This is a genomic window from Bifidobacterium callitrichos DSM 23973 (genome assembly GCF_000741175.1).
Classification (GTDB): domain Bacteria; phylum Actinomycetota; class Actinomycetes; order Actinomycetales; family Bifidobacteriaceae; genus Bifidobacterium; species Bifidobacterium callitrichos.
The window spans coordinates 92,965-108,896 of sequence record NZ_JGYS01000015.1; the positions used below are offsets into that span (position 1 = coordinate 92,965).

Genomic DNA, 15,932 nt, shown 5'->3' on the forward strand with positions numbered 1-15,932 from the left:
GTGCGTCGCAGGAACACAACACCAAGGAGTGGATATGACAGCTGTGGAATCTACCGCGCTCACTCAGGAGGAGCTGGACGCCAAGGCGTGGGACGGCTTCGAGGGCGGCAACTGGCAGAAGGACATCGACGTTCGTGACTTCATCCAGAAGAACTACACCCCGTACGAGGGCGATGAGTCCTTCCTCGCTCCGGCCACCGAGAAGACCAAGCACCTGTGGCAGTACCTCGATGACAACTACCTGGCCGTCGAGCGCAAGCAGCGCGTCTACGACGTGGACACCCACACCCCGGCCGACATCGACGCATTCCCGGCGGGCTACATCGAGTCCCCGGAGGTCGACAACGTCATCGTCGGTCTGCAGACCGACGTCCCCTGCAAGCGCGCGATGATGCCGAACGGCGGCTGGCGCATGGTCGAGCAGGCCATCCGCGAGGCCGGCAAGGAGCCGGATCCGGAGATCAAGAAGATCTTCACCAAGTACCGCAAGACCCACAACGACGGCGTCTTCGGCGTCTACACCAAGCAGATCAAGGTCGCCCGCCACAACAAGATCCTCACCGGTCTGCCGGACGCCTACGGCCGTGGCCGCATCATCGGCGACTACCGCCGCGTCGCCCTGTACGGCGTCAACAAGCTGATCGCCTTCAAGAAGCGCGACAAGGACTCCGTGCCGTACCGCAACGACTTCACCGAGCCGGAGATCGAGCACTGGATCCGCTTCCGCGAGGAGCACGACGAGCAGATCAAGGCCCTGAAGAAGCTCATCAACCTCGGCAACGAGTACGGCCTCGACCTGACCCGTCCGGCCCAGACCGCCCAGGAGGCCGTGCAGTGGACCTACATGGGCTACCTCGCCTCCATCAAGTCCCAGGACGGCGCCGCCATGTCCTTCGGTCGTAACTCCGCCTTCCTCGACTGCTACATCGAGCGCGACCTCCAGGCCGGCAGGATCACCGAGACCGACGCCCAGGAGCTCATCGACAACATCGTCATGAAGCTCAGGATCGTCCGCTTCCTGCGCACCAAGGACTACGACAACATCTTCTCCGGCGATCCGTACTGGGCGACCTGGTCCGACGCCGGCTTCGGCGACGACGGTCGTCCGCTGGTCACCAAGACCTCGTTCCGTCTGCTCAACACCCTGACCCTCGAGCACCTCGGACCCGGCCCGGAGCCGAACATCACGATCTTCTGGGATCCGAAGCTGCCGGAAGGCTACAAGCGCTTCTGCGCCAAGATCTCCATCGACACCTCGGCCATCCAGTACGAGTCCGACAAGGAGATCCGCGGCCACTGGGGCGACGACGCGGCCATCGCGTGCTGCGTGTCCCCGATGCGCGTCGGCAAGCAGATGCAGTTCTTCGCTGCCCGCGTGAACTCCGCCAAGGCGCTGCTCTACGCGATCAACGGCGGCCGTGACGAGATGACCGGCATGCAGGTCATCGACAAGGGCGTGATCGACCCGATCGCCCCCGAGGCCGACGGCTCCCTGGACTACGAGAAGGTCAAGAACAACTACGAGAAGGCTCTCGAGTGGCTGTCCGAGACCTACGTCATGGCCCTGAACATCATCCACTACATGCACGATAAGTACGCGTACGAGTCCATCGAGATGGCCCTGCACGACAAGGAGGTGTACCGCACCCTCGGCTGCGGCATGTCCGGTCTGTCCATCGCCGCCGACTCCCTCGCCGCGATCAAGTACGCCAAGGTGTACCCGATCACCAACGCCGAGGCCAAGAACCTCGAGGGCCACGAGTACGAGTACGTCGAGGGCGCCGACGACGATCTGGTCGTGGGCTACCGTACCGAGGGCGAGTTCCCGATCTACGGCAACGACGACGACCGCGCCGACGACATCGCCAAGTGGGTCGTCTCCACGGTCATGGGCCAGGTCAAGCGTCTGCCGGTCTACCGCGGCGCCGTCCCGACCCAGTCCATCCTGACGATCACCTCCAACGTCGAGTACGGCAAGAACACTGGTTCCTTCCCGTCCGGCCACAAGAAGGGCACCCCGTACGCCCCGGGCGCCAACCCGGAGAACGGCATGGACTCCCACGGCATGCTGCCGTCCATGTTCTCCGTCGGCAAGATCGACTACAACGATGCGCTTGACGGCATCTCGCTGACCAACACCATCACCCCCGACGGCCTCGGCCGCGACGAGGACGAGCGCATCGGCAACCTGGTCGGCATCCTCGACGCCGGCAACGGCCACGGCCTCTACCACGCGAACATCAACGTGCTGCGCAAGGAGACCATGGAGGACGCCGTCGAGCACCCGGAGAAGTACCCGCACCTGACCGTGCGCGTCTCCGGCTACGCGGTGAACTTCGTCAAGCTCACCAAGGAGCAGCAGCTCGACGTCATCTCCCGCACCTTCCACCAGGGCGCCGTCACCGACTGATTCCTCGGCGATGAGCGACCGCATGAGGCGGTAGGACGATGAAGGGGTGGGAGTCAAATCCCACCCCTTCCTTCATGGACGGGCGCCCATCCGTGGATGGGCCCCGCCTCCGGCGGCATCCCCGCACGACCCGCATGCCGCGCACACCACCGCAATCCAACGACCTACACCACTACCACCATCCCGCATCCGCATCATCTGGAGGAGGACAACGATGCCCGAAACCCAGTTCCGCACCACCACGCGCCACATGCTGCGCGAATCCAAGTCGTATGCGTCCCAGACCCTCATGGGAGGACTCTCCGGATTCGAATCCCCGATCGGCCTCGACCGCAGGGACCGCATCGCCGCACTCAAGTCCGGCGACATCGGCTTCGTCCACTCCTGGGACATCAACACGTCCGTCGATGGTCCGGGCACCCGTATGACCGTCTTCATGTCCGGCTGCCCGCTGCGCTGCCAGTACTGCCAGAACCCGGACACCTGGAAGATGCGCGATGGCCAGCCCGTCTACCTCGACGCGATGATCAGGAAGGTCGACCGCTACAAGGATCTGTTCAAGGCCACCCACGGGGGCATCACCTTCTCCGGCGGCGAGTCGATGATGCAGCCGGCGTTCGTCTCGCGCGTGTTCCACGCGGCCAAGGAGATGGGCGTGCATACCTGCCTCGACACCTCCGGCTTCCTCAACACCAACTACACCGACGAGATGCTCGAGGACATCGACCTGTGCCTGCTTGACGTCAAGTCAGGCAACGAGGAGACCTACCACAAGGTCACCGGTGGCGTCCTGCAGCCCACCATCGACTTCGGCCGCAGACTCGCGAAGGCGGGCAAGAAGATCTGGGTCCGTTTCGTGCTCGTGCCGGGACTGACCGACTCCGAGGAGAACGTCGAGCAGGTGGCGAACATCTGCGAGAGCTTCGGCGATGCCGTCGAGCACATCGACGTGCTCGGCTTCCATCAGCTCGGCCGGCCCAAGTGGCATGAGCTGCGCATCCCGTACCCGCTGGAGAACCAGAAGGGGCCGAACGCCGCGCTGCGCGAACGCGTCACGAAGCAGTTCGAGTCCCACGGCTTCACCGTGTATTAATTCACGTGTCGATACCACGAAACCCGAGGCGTGCACGTACGCTGGAGACATGGCCGACATCTATGCGTTTCCCACCGGCGTGAATCCGCGACAGGCCGGACGCAACGCCGCTCCGGACCTGCCGGGGCGGCCTGCCGGCGTGCCCGACGCCGTGTGGAACGCGGTCGAATCGGTCCGTTCCATGCCGAGACTCGACGACGTGCGCTACCGGGAGATCCCCGTCCCCTCGACGCTGTCCGACTACGGCATCGGCGTGGAGCTCGAATCTGGGCCGCACGGGGACGGCAGGGGCTTCCCGCATGATGCTGACCCGCTGACCGATGCCGCTACCGGCTGGATCATGATGCTGTATTCCAACGACTTCCGCTCCGACTGGGGCGCGCACTGGCGCTGCGTCGCCTTCGCGCGTCTGCCGCTGTCCAGCGTCGAGAACGATTCCCTTGCGCCAGGCATGTACTGGGATGACATGTGCGAGCGGATGGAAGGTGCCGTGGAGGGCGTCGAATGCGGAAGCATGGGCGGCACCGTCACCGTCACGCAGAACACCACGTTCGGCTCCCTGGGCGACGGCGATTCCGCCGGATGCGAGATGCGTGTATCCTTTACCCCGGCGGTCCCTACCGGAGTCCACTTCGACGCCGGCGCGTACGTCGCGGCATGGGCCCGCTTCCTGAGATCCACCATCCAATTCAACGAGGGCGCAACCGTTGACTGATTCCAGACAGGAACGACGATCCGAACCGAGACTGCAGACCGAGCCGCGCGGGGGAGTGCCTGCGGTCACCGACACGCTCGCCGGCTACCATCAGGCGTGCGAGGCGCTGGCGGCCGCCTCGGGCTCGCTGGCCGCCGACGCCGAACGGGCCTCCGGCTTCCGATACGGGCATGAGGACTGGCTCATCCAGTTCAAGCGCGAGGGCGCCGGCATCTTCCTGCTCGACCCCGTGGCGCTCACCCGGGCCGGTGCCGACTGGCACGAATTCAACGACGCCGTCGGCGATGCCGTCTGGATCCTGCACGATGCGATGATGGACCTGCCGGGCTTCGCCGACATCGGCCTGAAGCCGCGGCGGCTCTTCGACACCGAATTGTCCGCGCGCCTGCTCGGTCTGCATCGCTTCGGACTCGCCGCGGTCACCGAGCACTACCTCGGCATCACCCTCGCCAAGGAGCATTCGGCCGCCGACTGGTCGTATCGTCCGCTGCCCCGCGACTGGCGCAACTACGCCGCCCTCGACGTCGAGCTGCTGATCGAGCTCGAGCGGCTCATGCGCGCCGACCTCGAACGACAGGGCAAGATCGAATGGGCCGAGGAGGAGTTCCGCCACATCCTCGACGAGGGCACCTCCGGCGTGCCCCGGCACCAGCATCCGATCCCATGGCTGCGCATCTCCCACATCACCAGACTCGGCCGCGACCGTCGCGGACTGGCCGTGGCCCGCGCCTGTGGACCAAGCGCGACGAGCTGGCGCGCCGATACGACATCGCGCCGACGCTGCTGCTGTCCGACGCCTCCATCATCGAGGCCGCCGAGAGGAAGCCCCGCAACGCCCGCGAGTTCCGCATGGTGCGTTCGCTCAACGAACGCGTGCGCATCCATACCGGGGGCGAGCAGGACAAGATGTTCGAGCGCTACGCCCCGATCCAGCGCATCGTCAAGCCGTCCGTATGGAAGACCACGATCCAGGAGGCGCTGGCGCTGCCGGAGCGCGATCTGCCGTCCATGCCGGCCATGGGATGCCAGGGGGAGGGCGAGTCCAACGCGCCGCGCGCGATGCGCCTGTGGGACCGCCGGCCCGAACGCCGGGAGCGCCTGCAGCGCGTGCGCCGCGTCATCAACCAGATAGCCGAGGACACGCGCACGCCCGCCGAGGTCATCATCAAGCCCCAGATCGTGCGCAATCTGTGCTGGACCGACGATCCGGCCGGGCGGGACGTGGCCGCGTTCCTCAGGGAGCAGGGCGCGCGCGACTGGCAGGTGCGTCTGATCGCCGCGTCCGTGTCGCGCGCTATACTATGACGGTTGCCTTCGGGCAGATATAGGACACATACGATTTTTCAGGAGCGTTTAGCGTGAAGATCAGCGTTCGTAACCTCGAACCCACCAAGGTGAAGCTCACCATCACCGTCGAACCGGAGGAGTTCGACCCGTACCTCGATGCCGCCCGCAAGGACATCGCCAAGCAGGTGAACGTGCCGGGCTTCCGCAAGGGTCACGTTCCGGGCAAGATCATCGATCAGCGTTTCGGCTTCGGCGCCGTCGCCGGCCAGGCTGTCAACGATGGTGTGCCGGAGCTCTACTCCAAGGCTCTGGAGGAGAAGAAGATCCACCCGATGGCCCAGCCGGAGTTCGACGTCACCGACGTTCCGCAGTCCGCCAAGGACGAGACCAAGCTCAAGTTCACCGCCACCGTCGAGCGTCGCCCGGAGATCGAGCTGCCCGAGCTCAACGGCATGGAGATCGCCATCGCCGCCCCGGAAGTCACCGACGAGGACGTCGACAAGCGTCTCGAGACCCTGCGCCAGCGCTTCGGCACCCTGGTGGGCGTCGATCGTCCGGCCGCCAAGGGTGACTACGCGAACATCGACCTGTCCGCCGAGATCAACGGCGAGGTCGTTGACTCCCAGGAGGGCGTGAGCTACGAGCTCGGCTCCAACACGATGCTCGACGGTCTGGACGAGGCCCTCGACGGCCTGTCCGCCGGCGAGGAGACCACCTTCGAAGGCACGCTGGAGGACGGCGAGCACGAGGGCGAGAAGGCCACCGTCAAGGTCAAGGTCAACTCCGTGAAGGCCGAGGAGCTCCCCGAGCTCAACGACGACTTCGCCCAGGAGGCCTCCGAGTTTGACACGCTCGACGAGCTCAAGGCCGACATCCGCAAGGCCGCCGGCGAGGACGCCAAGGGCCGTCAGGCCACCGAGGCGCGTGACGCCTTCCTCGCCAAGCTGGCCGAGGGCCTCGAGATCCCGGTGCCGAAGGGCGTGAAGGCCACGGCCGTCGAGGAGCACCTCAAGGGTCTGACCCCGGATCCGGAGAAGGCCACCGACGAGCAGAAGCAGCAGGCCGAGGAGGGCGCCGAGAAGGAGCTCAAGGACCAGATCCTGCTTGACACGCTCGCCGAGAAGATGGATGTCCAGGTCTCCCAGGCCGACGTGTTCAACTTCCTCGCCTCCATCGCCCAGCAGTACGGCATGGATCCGAACGCCTTCATCCAGGCGATCATCAAGAACGGCCAGCTCGGCTCCGCAGTGCAGGAGGTCGGCCGCTCCAAGGGTCTGCTGGCCGGCATGCGCGCCGTGAAGTTCACCGCCAACGGCGAGGAGGTCGACCTGTCCGCCTTCCTCGGCGAGGCCGCCGAGGATGAGGAGGCCGAGTCCGTCGAGGCCGCATCCGCCGCCGCCGCGGTCGCCGACGAGCTGTCCGCCAAGGACGGCGAGTGATCGGCGAATCGTGACCGGTCATCCGTCTGAACGGGCATGAGGGGTTGGAGCCACATCGGTTCCAACCCCTTTCGCATTGTTCGCCCTCGCCTTCAAGCGGATACCCCGCGTATCCGTGCCGTCGTCGAGTGCTTATGTAAACGATGTCGTTACATGTCGACGAGTATGGTGAAATAAAAATTTCACGGCATTGTCGTGTGAAAGAAAACGATGCTTCGATACGGGATGGGAGAGACATGCAGCGAACCGTTGACTTCAGACGCATGGGATGGCTGACCTGCGCCACGCTGGCGCTCGGCGCACTGATAGGCGCGGGCGCCGGACTGCTCACGCTACTGCTCTACGGCGTGGAGCACGCGATGCTCGGCTACATCGAGGGATCGGAGCTGCCCGGTCCGTTCGGCGTCCCGGGCATGCGACGCGCGATCTCCGTGACCGTCGGACTGACGATCGCGGGCGTCATCTGGTATCTGCTGCGCACGAGGACCGCCAGAGTACCGTCGGTCAAGAAGGCCGTGGCGGGGGCGCGCATGCCATGGTGGCAGACCATCGTGCATGTCGTGCTGCAGATCTTCATCGTCGGCTCCGGCGCGTCGATCGGCCGCGAGGTCGCCCCGCGCGAACTCGGCGCCATGCTCGCCCAGCGTTTCTGCGATCTGTTCCGCATCGGCGCGGACGGTTCCGACGCGGGCGCGATCGACCGGCGCATGATCGTGGCCGTCGCCGCCGGCGCAGGCCTGGGAGGCGTCTACAACGCCCCCCTGGCCGGCATGTTCTTCGCCGTGGAGATCCTGCTGGTCGACGTGACCCTCGAGAAGGTCGCATTCGGCCTGGGCATGTCCGCGACGGCCGCGTTCGTCGCATCCCTGATCAAGGGACGCCATACCTTCTACGACATCACCGCGATGCAGCCCCAATCCACGCCCAGCCTGATGCTGTTCGCCCTGCTGTGCGGCGCGGCATGCGGCGTGGCGGGCGCCCTCTTCCGCAGGGGATCGTCATGGGCGAGCGCGCATCAGCCCAAGGACGCGGCCATCCTGTGGCAGATGCCTCTGGCCGGCGTGCTGACCGGCCTCGTCGCCCTTCTCGTCCCGCAGGTCATGGGCAACGGACGCGCGGCGGCCCAACTGGGGTTCTCCACCTTCCTGTCCGAGATCGCCGGCCTATCCGGAGCCGCGCAGTCGGCGGCCTCCGCGGCCTCGTCGCCGTGGACTTTGCTCGCCTCGAGTGCGGGGGGTGCGCCGAACGCCGGCGACACGCTCTCGCTCGCCGGCTGGTGGACCATCCTCGGCGTGCTGGCGCTCACCTTCGCGGCCAAGACCGTCATGACGCTCCTGACGATCCGCTCCGGCGCCTCCGGCGGCGTGCTCCAGCCGGGCATCGCCCTCGGCTCCACCCTGGGGGCGATGCTGGGACTTGTCTGGATGCTCGTCTTCCCGGCCGACTCGGTGACCGCCTGCGCCCTGATCGGCGCCGCCGCGCTGCTGTCGGCATCCCAGCAGGCGCCGCTGATGGCCATGTGCCTCGTCATGGAGCTGACCGAGGCGCCCATCTCCTTCTTCGTGCCCGTCGGACTGGGCGTCGCCGCCTCGGCGTTCGTCTCGCAGTGGATGCTGTCGCGCACTACGCGTCGAGCCGAAAACGGGCGCTGATGCGCCGGCCGTCGCTTGAAGGCGGTAGTCTTGACAGTTGTTTACGACTGAATATTCGAAATGGAGAACAAGGTGAGCAACACTCTTGCAACCCTTCCGACCATGGCGGGCGAGGACGCGCCGGCCGGATTCGCCGATCCGATCTTCAACCGTCTCCTCAAGGACCGTATCATCTGGATGGGCGAGGAGGTCAAGGACGATATGGCCAACCGCATCTGCGCGCAGATGCTGATGCTGGCCGCGGAGGATCCGAAGAAGGACATCTGGCTGTACATCAACTCGCCCGGCGGCTCCATCACCGCCGGCATGGCCATCTACGACACGATGCAGCTCATCGAGCCGGACGTGGCGACCGTGGGCCTTGGCATGTGCGCCTCGATGGGACAGTTCCTGCTGAGCTCCGGCACCAAGGGCAAGCGCTTCCTGACCTCGCACGCCCGAGTGCTCATGCACCAGCCCTCGGGCGGCATCGGCGGCACCACCACCGATGTGCGCATCAACGCCGAGCTCATCATGGACATGAAGAAGACCATGAGCGAGCTGACCGCCGAGCAGACGGGCCACACCGTCGAGGAGATCTACCGCGACAACGAGTACGATCACTGGTTCACCGCCAGCGAGGCGCTGGAGTATGGTTTCGTGGACAAGATCATCACCACGCACGATTCGATGACGAAGGGAGAATGACAAGCATGGCAAGTGAGGAAGCGAGGTTCGCCGCCCGCGCCGACCGTCTGGCCGGCCCCTCCGGAGTCGTCGGCTTCATGCCGGCCGCACGTCGCGAGGCCGCGTTCGCCCCGCAGAACCGGTACATCCTGCCGCAGTTCGAGGAGAAGACCCCGTACGGCTTCAAGAGGCAGGACCCGTACACGCGTCTGTTCGAGGACCGCATCATCTTCATGGGCGTGCAGGTGGACGACACCTCCGCCGACGACATCATGGCCCAGCTGCTCGTGCTCGAATCCCAGGATCCGAATCGCGACGTGATGATGTACATCAACTCGCCCGGCGGCTCGATGACGGCCATGACCGCCATCTACGACACGATGCAGTACATCAAGCCCGACGTGCAGACCGTCTGCCTCGGCCAGGCGGCCTCCGCGGCCGCCATCCTGCTCGCCGCCGGCACGAAGGGCAAGCGTCTGATGCTGCCCAACGCCCGCGTGCTCATCCACCAGCCGGCCATCGACCAGGGCTTCGGCAAGGCCACCGAGATCGAGATCCAGGCGCGCGAGATGCTGCGCATGCGCGAATGGCTCGAGAACACCCTCGCCAAGCACACCGGTCAGGACGTCGAGAGGATCCGCAAGGACATCGAGGTCGACACGTTCCTCACGGCCCAGGAGGCCAAGGACTACGGCATCGTCGACGAGGTGCTCGAACACCGCCAGTAGGCGGTTCCGCCAATACCCCCGGCCATTGGGCGCCGGGGGTATTGTTGTACTTCGACCACGGTAGCGCATACACCGATAGGGGGCAGATGCATGGGACGTGCGATGAGCTATGACGATGAGGTTCCGGCCTGCACGTTCTGCGGCAAGACCGAGCATCAGGTGCGCAAGCTCGTCACCGGTCAGGGGGCGGCGATCTGTGACGAGTGCATCGAGCTGTGCGTCGGCATCATCTCGGAGGAGCGCCGCAAGGACGCTGAGATCAACGCGCTGCAGCTGCCCAAGCCCATGCAGATCAGCGCGTATCTCGACCGCTACGTGATCGGCCAGCAGGAGGCCAAGCGGGCGTTGTCGGTCGCCGTGTACAACCACTACAAGCGGGTCAACATGGAGCTGGACGAGGCTGCCGGACAGCTCGACCGCGCCCACGCCGGGGTGTTCGGCTCCGACGCCGCCGATCCGCTGGCGGACGTCGAGGTCTCCAAATCGAACATCCTGCTGATGGGGCCCACCGGCGTGGGCAAGACCTATCTGGCCCAATCGCTCGCCAAAGTGATGAACGTGCCGTTCGTCGTCACCGACGCCACCACGCTCACCGAGGCCGGATACGTCGGCGACGATGTCGAGACGATCCTCCAGCGGCTCATCCAGGCGGCCGACGGCGACGTGTCCCGCGCCGAGCACGGCATCATCTACATCGACGAGATCGACAAGATCGCCCGCAAATCCGGCGAGAACACCTCCATCACGCGCGACGTGTCCGGCGAAGGCGTCCAGCAGGCGCTGCTCAAGATCCTGGAGGGCACCATCGCCTCGGTGCCCGAGGAGGGCACGCGCAAGCACCGCGATCAGGAGACGGTGCAGATCAACACCCGCGGCATCCTGTTCATCTGCGCAGGCGCGTTCGTGGGACTGGCGGACATCGTCAAGAACCGTCTGGGGGCCTACGAGAGCGGCTTCTGCGCGACATGGCGCGACAATCAGATTCCGGACAGGGAGCTGCTGCGCCATGTCACCGCCGACGATCTCGCCGACTTCGGCCTGCTGCCCGAGTTCATCGGAAGACTTCCCGTCATCAGCGTCCTCGACGAACTGACCGAGGACGATCTGGCCGCCGTGCTCGTGCAGCCGGCCAATTCGCTCGTCAAGCAGTACATGAAGCTGTTCGCCGTCGACGGCGTGGATCTCGCCTTCACGCAGAAGGCGATCCGCGCGATCGCCGCCACCGCGATCAGTCAGGGCACCGGTGCGCGCGGCCTGCGTTCGATCATCGAACGCACGCTGCAGGACACGATGTTCCGCCTGCCGAGCATGCCGGACGTCGGGCAGGTGATCGTCGACGAGGCGGCCGTGCTCGGCAGAGCCGAACCGAAGCTGGTGCGTTCGGAACAGCTCAAAACCGCATGATACCGGGCTTTTGGGCGGTCTTCCACATCGATCGGCAATCGCGACACGCCGAGTTGCGGATCGATTGAAAGCATGTAATATGTGTCGAGTTGCCTCAAGGACAACATGCGCCGGTAGCCCAGCGGATTAGAGCAGCTGACTACGGATCAGCAGGTCGCAGGTTCGAATCCTGTCCGGCGCACACCTCTTCACCGCAAGAGGATAAACAAGCGGTATGCGCCGGTAGCCCAGCGGATTAGAGCAGCTGACTACGGATCAGCAGGTCGCAGGTTCGAATCCTGTCCGGCGCACGCGCAACAAGCCCTGATGGTGTAGCATCGGGGCTTTTCCTTTTCTTCATCTCTTTTTCTGTCGATCATCCGACGACCACGTGACCAAGCTCGGGGCGAAACGCCGTTCATGACGTTCTTCCGGTACCCTTGTATGGGTATGGCCTAGGAACGGGAGGGATGATGACGACTGATCGCGATAGCGGACACACTTCGGGATTCTGGGGAACCATCCACCGTATCGCGGCATCCGATCGCGTAGCCGGTCTGGTCATGCTCGGCTTCGCGCTCGTCGGACTGGTGCTCGCGAACCTTCCCGCCACGGCGCACCTGTTCGAGACGATCGCGGAGACGCACATCGCGATCCCGTACACGAATCTCGACCTTCCCCTCGGCCACTGGGCGCAGGACGGCCTGCTGACCATCTTCTTCCTGACCGTCGGACTCGAGCTCAAGCAGGAGCTCACCACCGGATCGCTGGCCAATCCCAAGGCCGCGGCGGTGCCGATGCTGTGCGCCGTGGGCGGCATGCTGACTCCGCCGGTGCTGTTCATCGTGGTCATCGCATTGTTCTCGCAATACGGTCCGGGTCCGGTGGGTGACCTTCTGCTGATCACCACCGGCAACAACATCCCGTTCGGCGAGATGATCCGAGGATGGGCGGTGCCCACCGCCACGGACATCGCGTTCTCCCTGGCGGTCCTCGCCCTGTTCGCCAAGGCGCTGCCCGGATCCATCAGGGCGTTCCTCATGACGCTCGCCACGGTAGACGATCTGCTGGCGATCATCCTGATCGCCGTGTTCTTCTCGTCGCTCAACGCCTGGTACTGGTTCATCGGCATCGCCCTGTGCGCTGCGGCATGGGCGTTCCTCGTTCGTCTCAAGCGCGTGCCTTGGCCGCTGGTGGCCGTCGTGGGACTGCTCGCATGGACCTGCATGTTCGAAGCCGGGGTGCATCCCACGCTGGCGGGCGTGCTGGTCGGACTGCTCACCCCCTCGCGTGAGATGCACGGCGAGGCCTCGCCGCGCGCCTCACGTTACGCGGAGAAGCTCCAGCCGTTCTCCGCGCTGCTGGCGCTGCCGATCTTCGCCCTGTTCGCGACCGGCGTGCACTTCGAATCGCTGACCCCCGAACTGATGCTCTCGCCACTGGTGCTCGCATTGATCGTGGCCCTTGTGGTGGGCAAGCCCCTGGGCATCATGGCGACGGCATGGATCGCCACGCACGTCGCGGGGCTCAGCATGGCCAAGGGGCTGCGCGTGCGCGACATGCTCCCCGCGGCCTGCGCCTGCGGCATCGGCTTCACCGTGTCGTTCCTGATCGCCTCGCTGGCCTACGACAATCCCGAGCTGTCGGCCGAGGCACGATTCGGCGTGCTGGCGGGATCGTTGATCGCCGCCGCCATATCGGGCGTGCTGCTCAACCGCCAGTCTAGGCGGTACGAGCGTGCGAACGCCCGTCGCCGCATCGACGAGGAGATCGAACAGCTGGAGACCGAACACGTCACCATCCTTCCGGACGGCACGGTCAGGGTCGACATCGACGCGTTCACCCCCGAGCAGCTCGCGGAGCTCAAGGCGCGCCGCGAGGAGAGAAGACGTCGTCTGGAGGGTGTGGCGAGGATGACCGCCGACGATGGGGCGAAGCCCGTGCACAAGCGGCTGATCAGGCGTCTGCGCTGGCGGCGTCGTCATCGCTGAAGACGGACGCGAATCCGAACACGGGGCAGGCCGGATGAGGGACGCCCCCGTGGCGGGCGTGGATAAGGATGGATAGGGAGAAGGAGTCTGCCGATGAGCGGGACGAAGACAACAAACCGGACGGATCCAACGGGTGACGCGGACGCGACGGCCGTGCAGGATGGATCGCACACGTCGGGTGCGTCAGGGGCATCGGATGCGTCGGCGCCGTACGACCGGACGTATCAGCGCGGACCGGTGATCCTGCGCGGGGACATGATCCCCGCCGACAGCTCGACCGCCAACCTGCTGCGCTCCGATGAGAGCACCGACTGGCTGCACATGGATCCGTGGCGCGTGCTGCGCATCCAATCCGAATTCGTAGACGGCTTCGGCGCCCTGGCCGAGCTCGGACCCGCCGTGTCGATCTTCGGATCCGCGCGAACCCCGGCCGACTCGCCGGATTACGAGGCGGCCCGCGCCATGGGCGAGCGGCTCGCCGGCAGAGGGGTCGCGGTCATCACCGGGGGAGGCCCCGGCATCATGGAGGCGGCGAACAAGGGGGCGGCGCTGGCCGGCGGCAGGTCGGTGGGGCTCGGCATCGAACTGCCGCACGAGCAGGGCATCAACGACTACGTGAACCTCGGCATGAGCTTCCGGTACTTCTTCGTACGCAAGCTCATGTTCGTGAAGTACTCGTCCGGCATCATCGTATGCCCGGGAGGCTTCGGCACGCTCGACGAGACGTTCGAGGTGCTCACGCTCGTGCAGACGCACAAGGTGGCGCGCATGCCGGTCGTGATGTTCGGAAGATCCTACTGGCAGGGCCTGCTCGACTGGCTGAACGGGCCGGTGAGGGACCGTGGCATGATCTCGGGCGTGGACCCGAAGCTGGTGACGATCACGGACGACGTGGATGAGGCGGTCGAGATCGCAGCCGGCGCCCTGTGACCGACCGGCACCAGCCTCGGCTCGGTTGTCCGTAACCGGTCAGTTCATGACGGCGACGAGCAGTCCCGTGCCGATCGCCGTCAGCGTGGAGGAGAACCGGTCGTCCGATTCGACGGCGTCGATCAGCGCCCTCATCGCGGTGGCCTTCTCGCCGCGGTCGGCGGGATCGGGCACGCCGCCGTGGATCACGGAGTCCTCGAAGGCGAGCACATCGGTGAACACGATGGCGCCATGCCCGCGCAGCAGCCGCGGCGCCTGTTCGAACGTGGTCGCATAGTTGCCCGCGTCTCCGGAGACGACGATCAGATCGTAGTTCGCGCCGTTGAGACGGGGGAGGAACACTCGGGCCGGCGCGTTCACCGCGCGCAGCTTCGTCGAGGTGGTGTCCTGCGCGCGATCGAACGCCCTACGCACCAGGGCGATGCCCTGCGTGGACGAGTCGACCGCGGTCAGCTGGCCTTCGCCGTCCAGTCCGTTGGCGAGCTCGAGCGTGTCGACGACCGAACCGGTGCCCACGGCGATCACCGAACGGGCACGGGTGATGCGCACCAGCATGGACAGGAAGACGGCCTGCGAGGCGCAGGCCTGCGGCAGTCCCGACTCCTCGGCGCTGGAACGTGCGTCACGCATCTCCTGTGACTGCGCGGCGAGCGCGTGGTCCTCCACGTACCGCCATGCCTGGGTCAGATTCGTGTACTGCTTCCTATCCATAACCGTCCATGTTCCTTGAAGATGGGGCCGCCGGAGCCCCGAAAAGAATGGTCCCGTCCGTGGCGCCGGCGACGCTTCGCGCGACGCCGGCACCCGCCGCTAGCGTTCGCGCACCTTGGCGACGATCTGCCACATCTCCTCGCCGACGTCGATGCCGCGCGGGCACTGACGGGTGCATGCGCGCACCGACTGGCAGGCAGCCACGCCGTCGGCGGTGTCGATCGCGTCCATGCGGGCCATCGACTGCGTGTCGCGCGAATCGTTGATGAAGCGGCTGGCCCAGATGAGCGCGGCGGGGCCGATGAACGCGTCGCCGCCGGCGAACACGGGACAGGAGCCCTCGCACACGCCGCAGGCGATGCAGTTGCTCAGCTGCTCGTATCTGGCCAGCTGATCGGGGCGCTGCAGGTATTCGAACACGTCCACCTTGCCGTCCTTAGTGGTGGCGAGCGTGCCGGACGCCTCAAGATACGGCCTGAGCCTTCTGATCTGGTCGAGCATCGGGTCGATGTCGGCGATGAGGTCGCGCTGCACGGGGAAGCCGGGCAGCGGGCCGAGTTCGATGACGCCGAGGCTGCCGTTCCCGGCGCATGCGTCGTCGGCATCATCGGCGGATCCGGGTTCGCAAGCGGGCTCGCCGGTATGGCGGAATCCCTCGTCGTCGGTCATGCCGGCCGCGGGGGAGGCGGGACGTTTCGCCCAGTCCCTGAGCGTGGCGGTGCACAGCAGGTTCGGGGTGCCGTTGATCGACACCGCGTCCGAGCCGCACATGCCGTGGCCGCACGAATAGCGGAAGGCGAGCGTCGGGTCGACGGTGCGCTTGATGGTCATCAGGCAGTCGAGCACGGTGTCCTCGGGGCGTGCCGGAATCGTGTACTCCTGCACCCACTGCTTGCCGCGGGGCCGGCGGCGCGACGCGGCCGCGGG

General features: G+C 65.9%; 11 protein-coding genes, 2 tRNA genes and 2 pseudogenes. 13 read left to right on the plus strand and 2 right to left on the minus strand.

What is annotated here, in order from left to right; all coding sequences use genetic code 11:
• Window positions 1–34 precede the first annotated feature (34 nt).
• The 13 genes and pseudogenes from pflB (at window position 35) to BCAL_RS08660 (ending at window position 14,294) form a co-directional block, all read left to right on the plus strand.
• Complete coding sequence (gene pflB, locus BCAL_RS08600; protein WP_043163889.1) at window positions 35–2,410, plus strand: formate C-acetyltransferase; 2,376 nt, start codon at window positions 35–37, stop codon at window positions 2,408–2,410.
• A gap of 214 nt (window positions 2,411–2,624) precedes the next feature.
• Entirely contained in the window at window positions 2,625–3,503 is an 879-nt protein-coding gene (pflA, locus tag BCAL_RS08605; RefSeq protein ID WP_043163891.1) for a pyruvate formate-lyase-activating protein, read from the plus strand.
• 49 nt (window positions 3,504–3,552) lie between these two features.
• Entirely contained in the window at window positions 3,553–4,218 is a 666-nt protein-coding gene (locus BCAL_RS08610; RefSeq protein WP_043163892.1) for a DUF3000 family protein, read from the plus strand.
• A gap of 55 nt (window positions 4,219–4,273) precedes the next feature.
• Window positions 4,274–5,523 (plus strand): annotated as a pseudogene (locus tag BCAL_RS08615) (HRDC domain-containing protein).
• 53 nt (window positions 5,524–5,576) lie between these two features.
• Window positions 5,577–6,944: a trigger factor gene (tig, locus tag BCAL_RS08620; protein ID WP_043163895.1), complete on the plus strand. Its 1,368-nt coding sequence runs from the start codon at window positions 5,577–5,579 to the stop codon at window positions 6,942–6,944.
• A 236-nt stretch (window positions 6,945–7,180) separates the two neighbouring features.
• Window positions 7,181–8,596, plus strand: a complete 1,416-nt coding sequence (locus BCAL_RS08625) for a chloride channel protein (RefSeq protein WP_043163897.1) — start codon at window positions 7,181–7,183, stop codon at window positions 8,594–8,596.
• A gap of 72 nt (window positions 8,597–8,668) precedes the next feature.
• Complete coding sequence (locus BCAL_RS08630) at window positions 8,669–9,283, plus strand: ATP-dependent Clp protease proteolytic subunit (protein ID WP_107040650.1); 615 nt, start codon at window positions 8,669–8,671, stop codon at window positions 9,281–9,283.
• 5 nt (window positions 9,284–9,288) lie between these two features.
• Entirely contained in the window at window positions 9,289–9,990 is a 702-nt protein-coding gene (locus tag BCAL_RS08635) for an ATP-dependent Clp protease proteolytic subunit (protein WP_043163899.1), read from the plus strand.
• Window positions 9,991–10,080: 90 nt separating this feature from the next.
• Complete coding sequence (gene clpX / locus BCAL_RS08640) at window positions 10,081–11,394, plus strand: ATP-dependent Clp protease ATP-binding subunit ClpX (protein WP_043163902.1); 1,314 nt, start codon at window positions 10,081–10,083, stop codon at window positions 11,392–11,394.
• Window positions 11,395–11,501: 107 nt separating this feature from the next.
• A tRNA-Arg gene (locus tag BCAL_RS08645) sits at window positions 11,502–11,575 on the plus strand.
• A 35-nt stretch (window positions 11,576–11,610) separates the two neighbouring features.
• Window positions 11,611–11,684 (plus strand) — tRNA-Arg (locus BCAL_RS08650).
• 162 nt (window positions 11,685–11,846) lie between these two features.
• Window positions 11,847–13,199, plus strand: a pseudogene (locus BCAL_RS08655) (Na+/H+ antiporter NhaA); the annotation flags it as partial.
• Window positions 13,200–13,619: 420 nt separating this feature from the next.
• The gene (locus BCAL_RS08660) at window positions 13,620–14,294 is read left to right on the plus strand and encodes an LOG family protein (RefSeq protein ID WP_202961959.1); all 675 of its coding nucleotides are present in this window, start codon (window positions 13,620–13,622) and stop codon (window positions 14,292–14,294) included.
• Between the two features lie 39 nt (window positions 14,295–14,333).
• On the opposite strand, the gene BCAL_RS08665 is transcribed toward BCAL_RS08660, so the two are convergent.
• Window positions 14,334–15,005, minus strand: a complete 672-nt coding sequence (locus BCAL_RS08665; RefSeq protein ID WP_043166595.1) for an O-methyltransferase — start codon at window positions 15,003–15,005, stop codon at window positions 14,334–14,336.
• 99 nt (window positions 15,006–15,104) lie between these two features.
• Window positions 15,105–15,932 (minus strand): succinate dehydrogenase/fumarate reductase iron-sulfur subunit (locus tag BCAL_RS08670; RefSeq protein ID WP_043260076.1); only part of this gene is annotated, 828 nt, incomplete at its 5' end.

What these genes read in the sequence shown, in the direction of transcription:
- pflB (WP_043163889.1), top strand. Translation starts at nt 35, where the DNA reads ATGACAGCTGTGGAATCTACCGCGCTCACTCAGGAGGAGCTGGACGCC.
- pflA (WP_043163891.1), top strand. Translation starts at nt 2,625, where the DNA reads ATGCCCGAAACCCAGTTCCGCACCACCACGCGCCACATGCTGCGCGAA.
- BCAL_RS08610 (WP_043163892.1), top strand. Translation starts at nt 3,553, where the DNA reads ATGGCCGACATCTATGCGTTTCCCACCGGCGTGAATCCGCGACAGGCC.
- BCAL_RS08625 (WP_043163897.1), top strand. Translation starts at nt 7,181, where the DNA reads ATGCAGCGAACCGTTGACTTCAGACGCATGGGATGGCTGACCTGCGCC.
- BCAL_RS08635 (WP_043163899.1), top strand. Translation starts at nt 9,289, where the DNA reads ATGGCAAGTGAGGAAGCGAGGTTCGCCGCCCGCGCCGACCGTCTGGCC.
- clpX (WP_043163902.1), top strand. Translation starts at nt 10,081, where the DNA reads ATGGGACGTGCGATGAGCTATGACGATGAGGTTCCGGCCTGCACGTTC.
- BCAL_RS08660 (WP_202961959.1), top strand. Translation starts at nt 13,620, where the DNA reads ATGATCCCCGCCGACAGCTCGACCGCCAACCTGCTGCGCTCCGATGAG.
- BCAL_RS08665 (WP_043166595.1), bottom strand. Translation starts at nt 15,005, where the DNA reads ATGGATAGGAAGCAGTACACGAATCTGACCCAGGCATGGCGGTACGTG.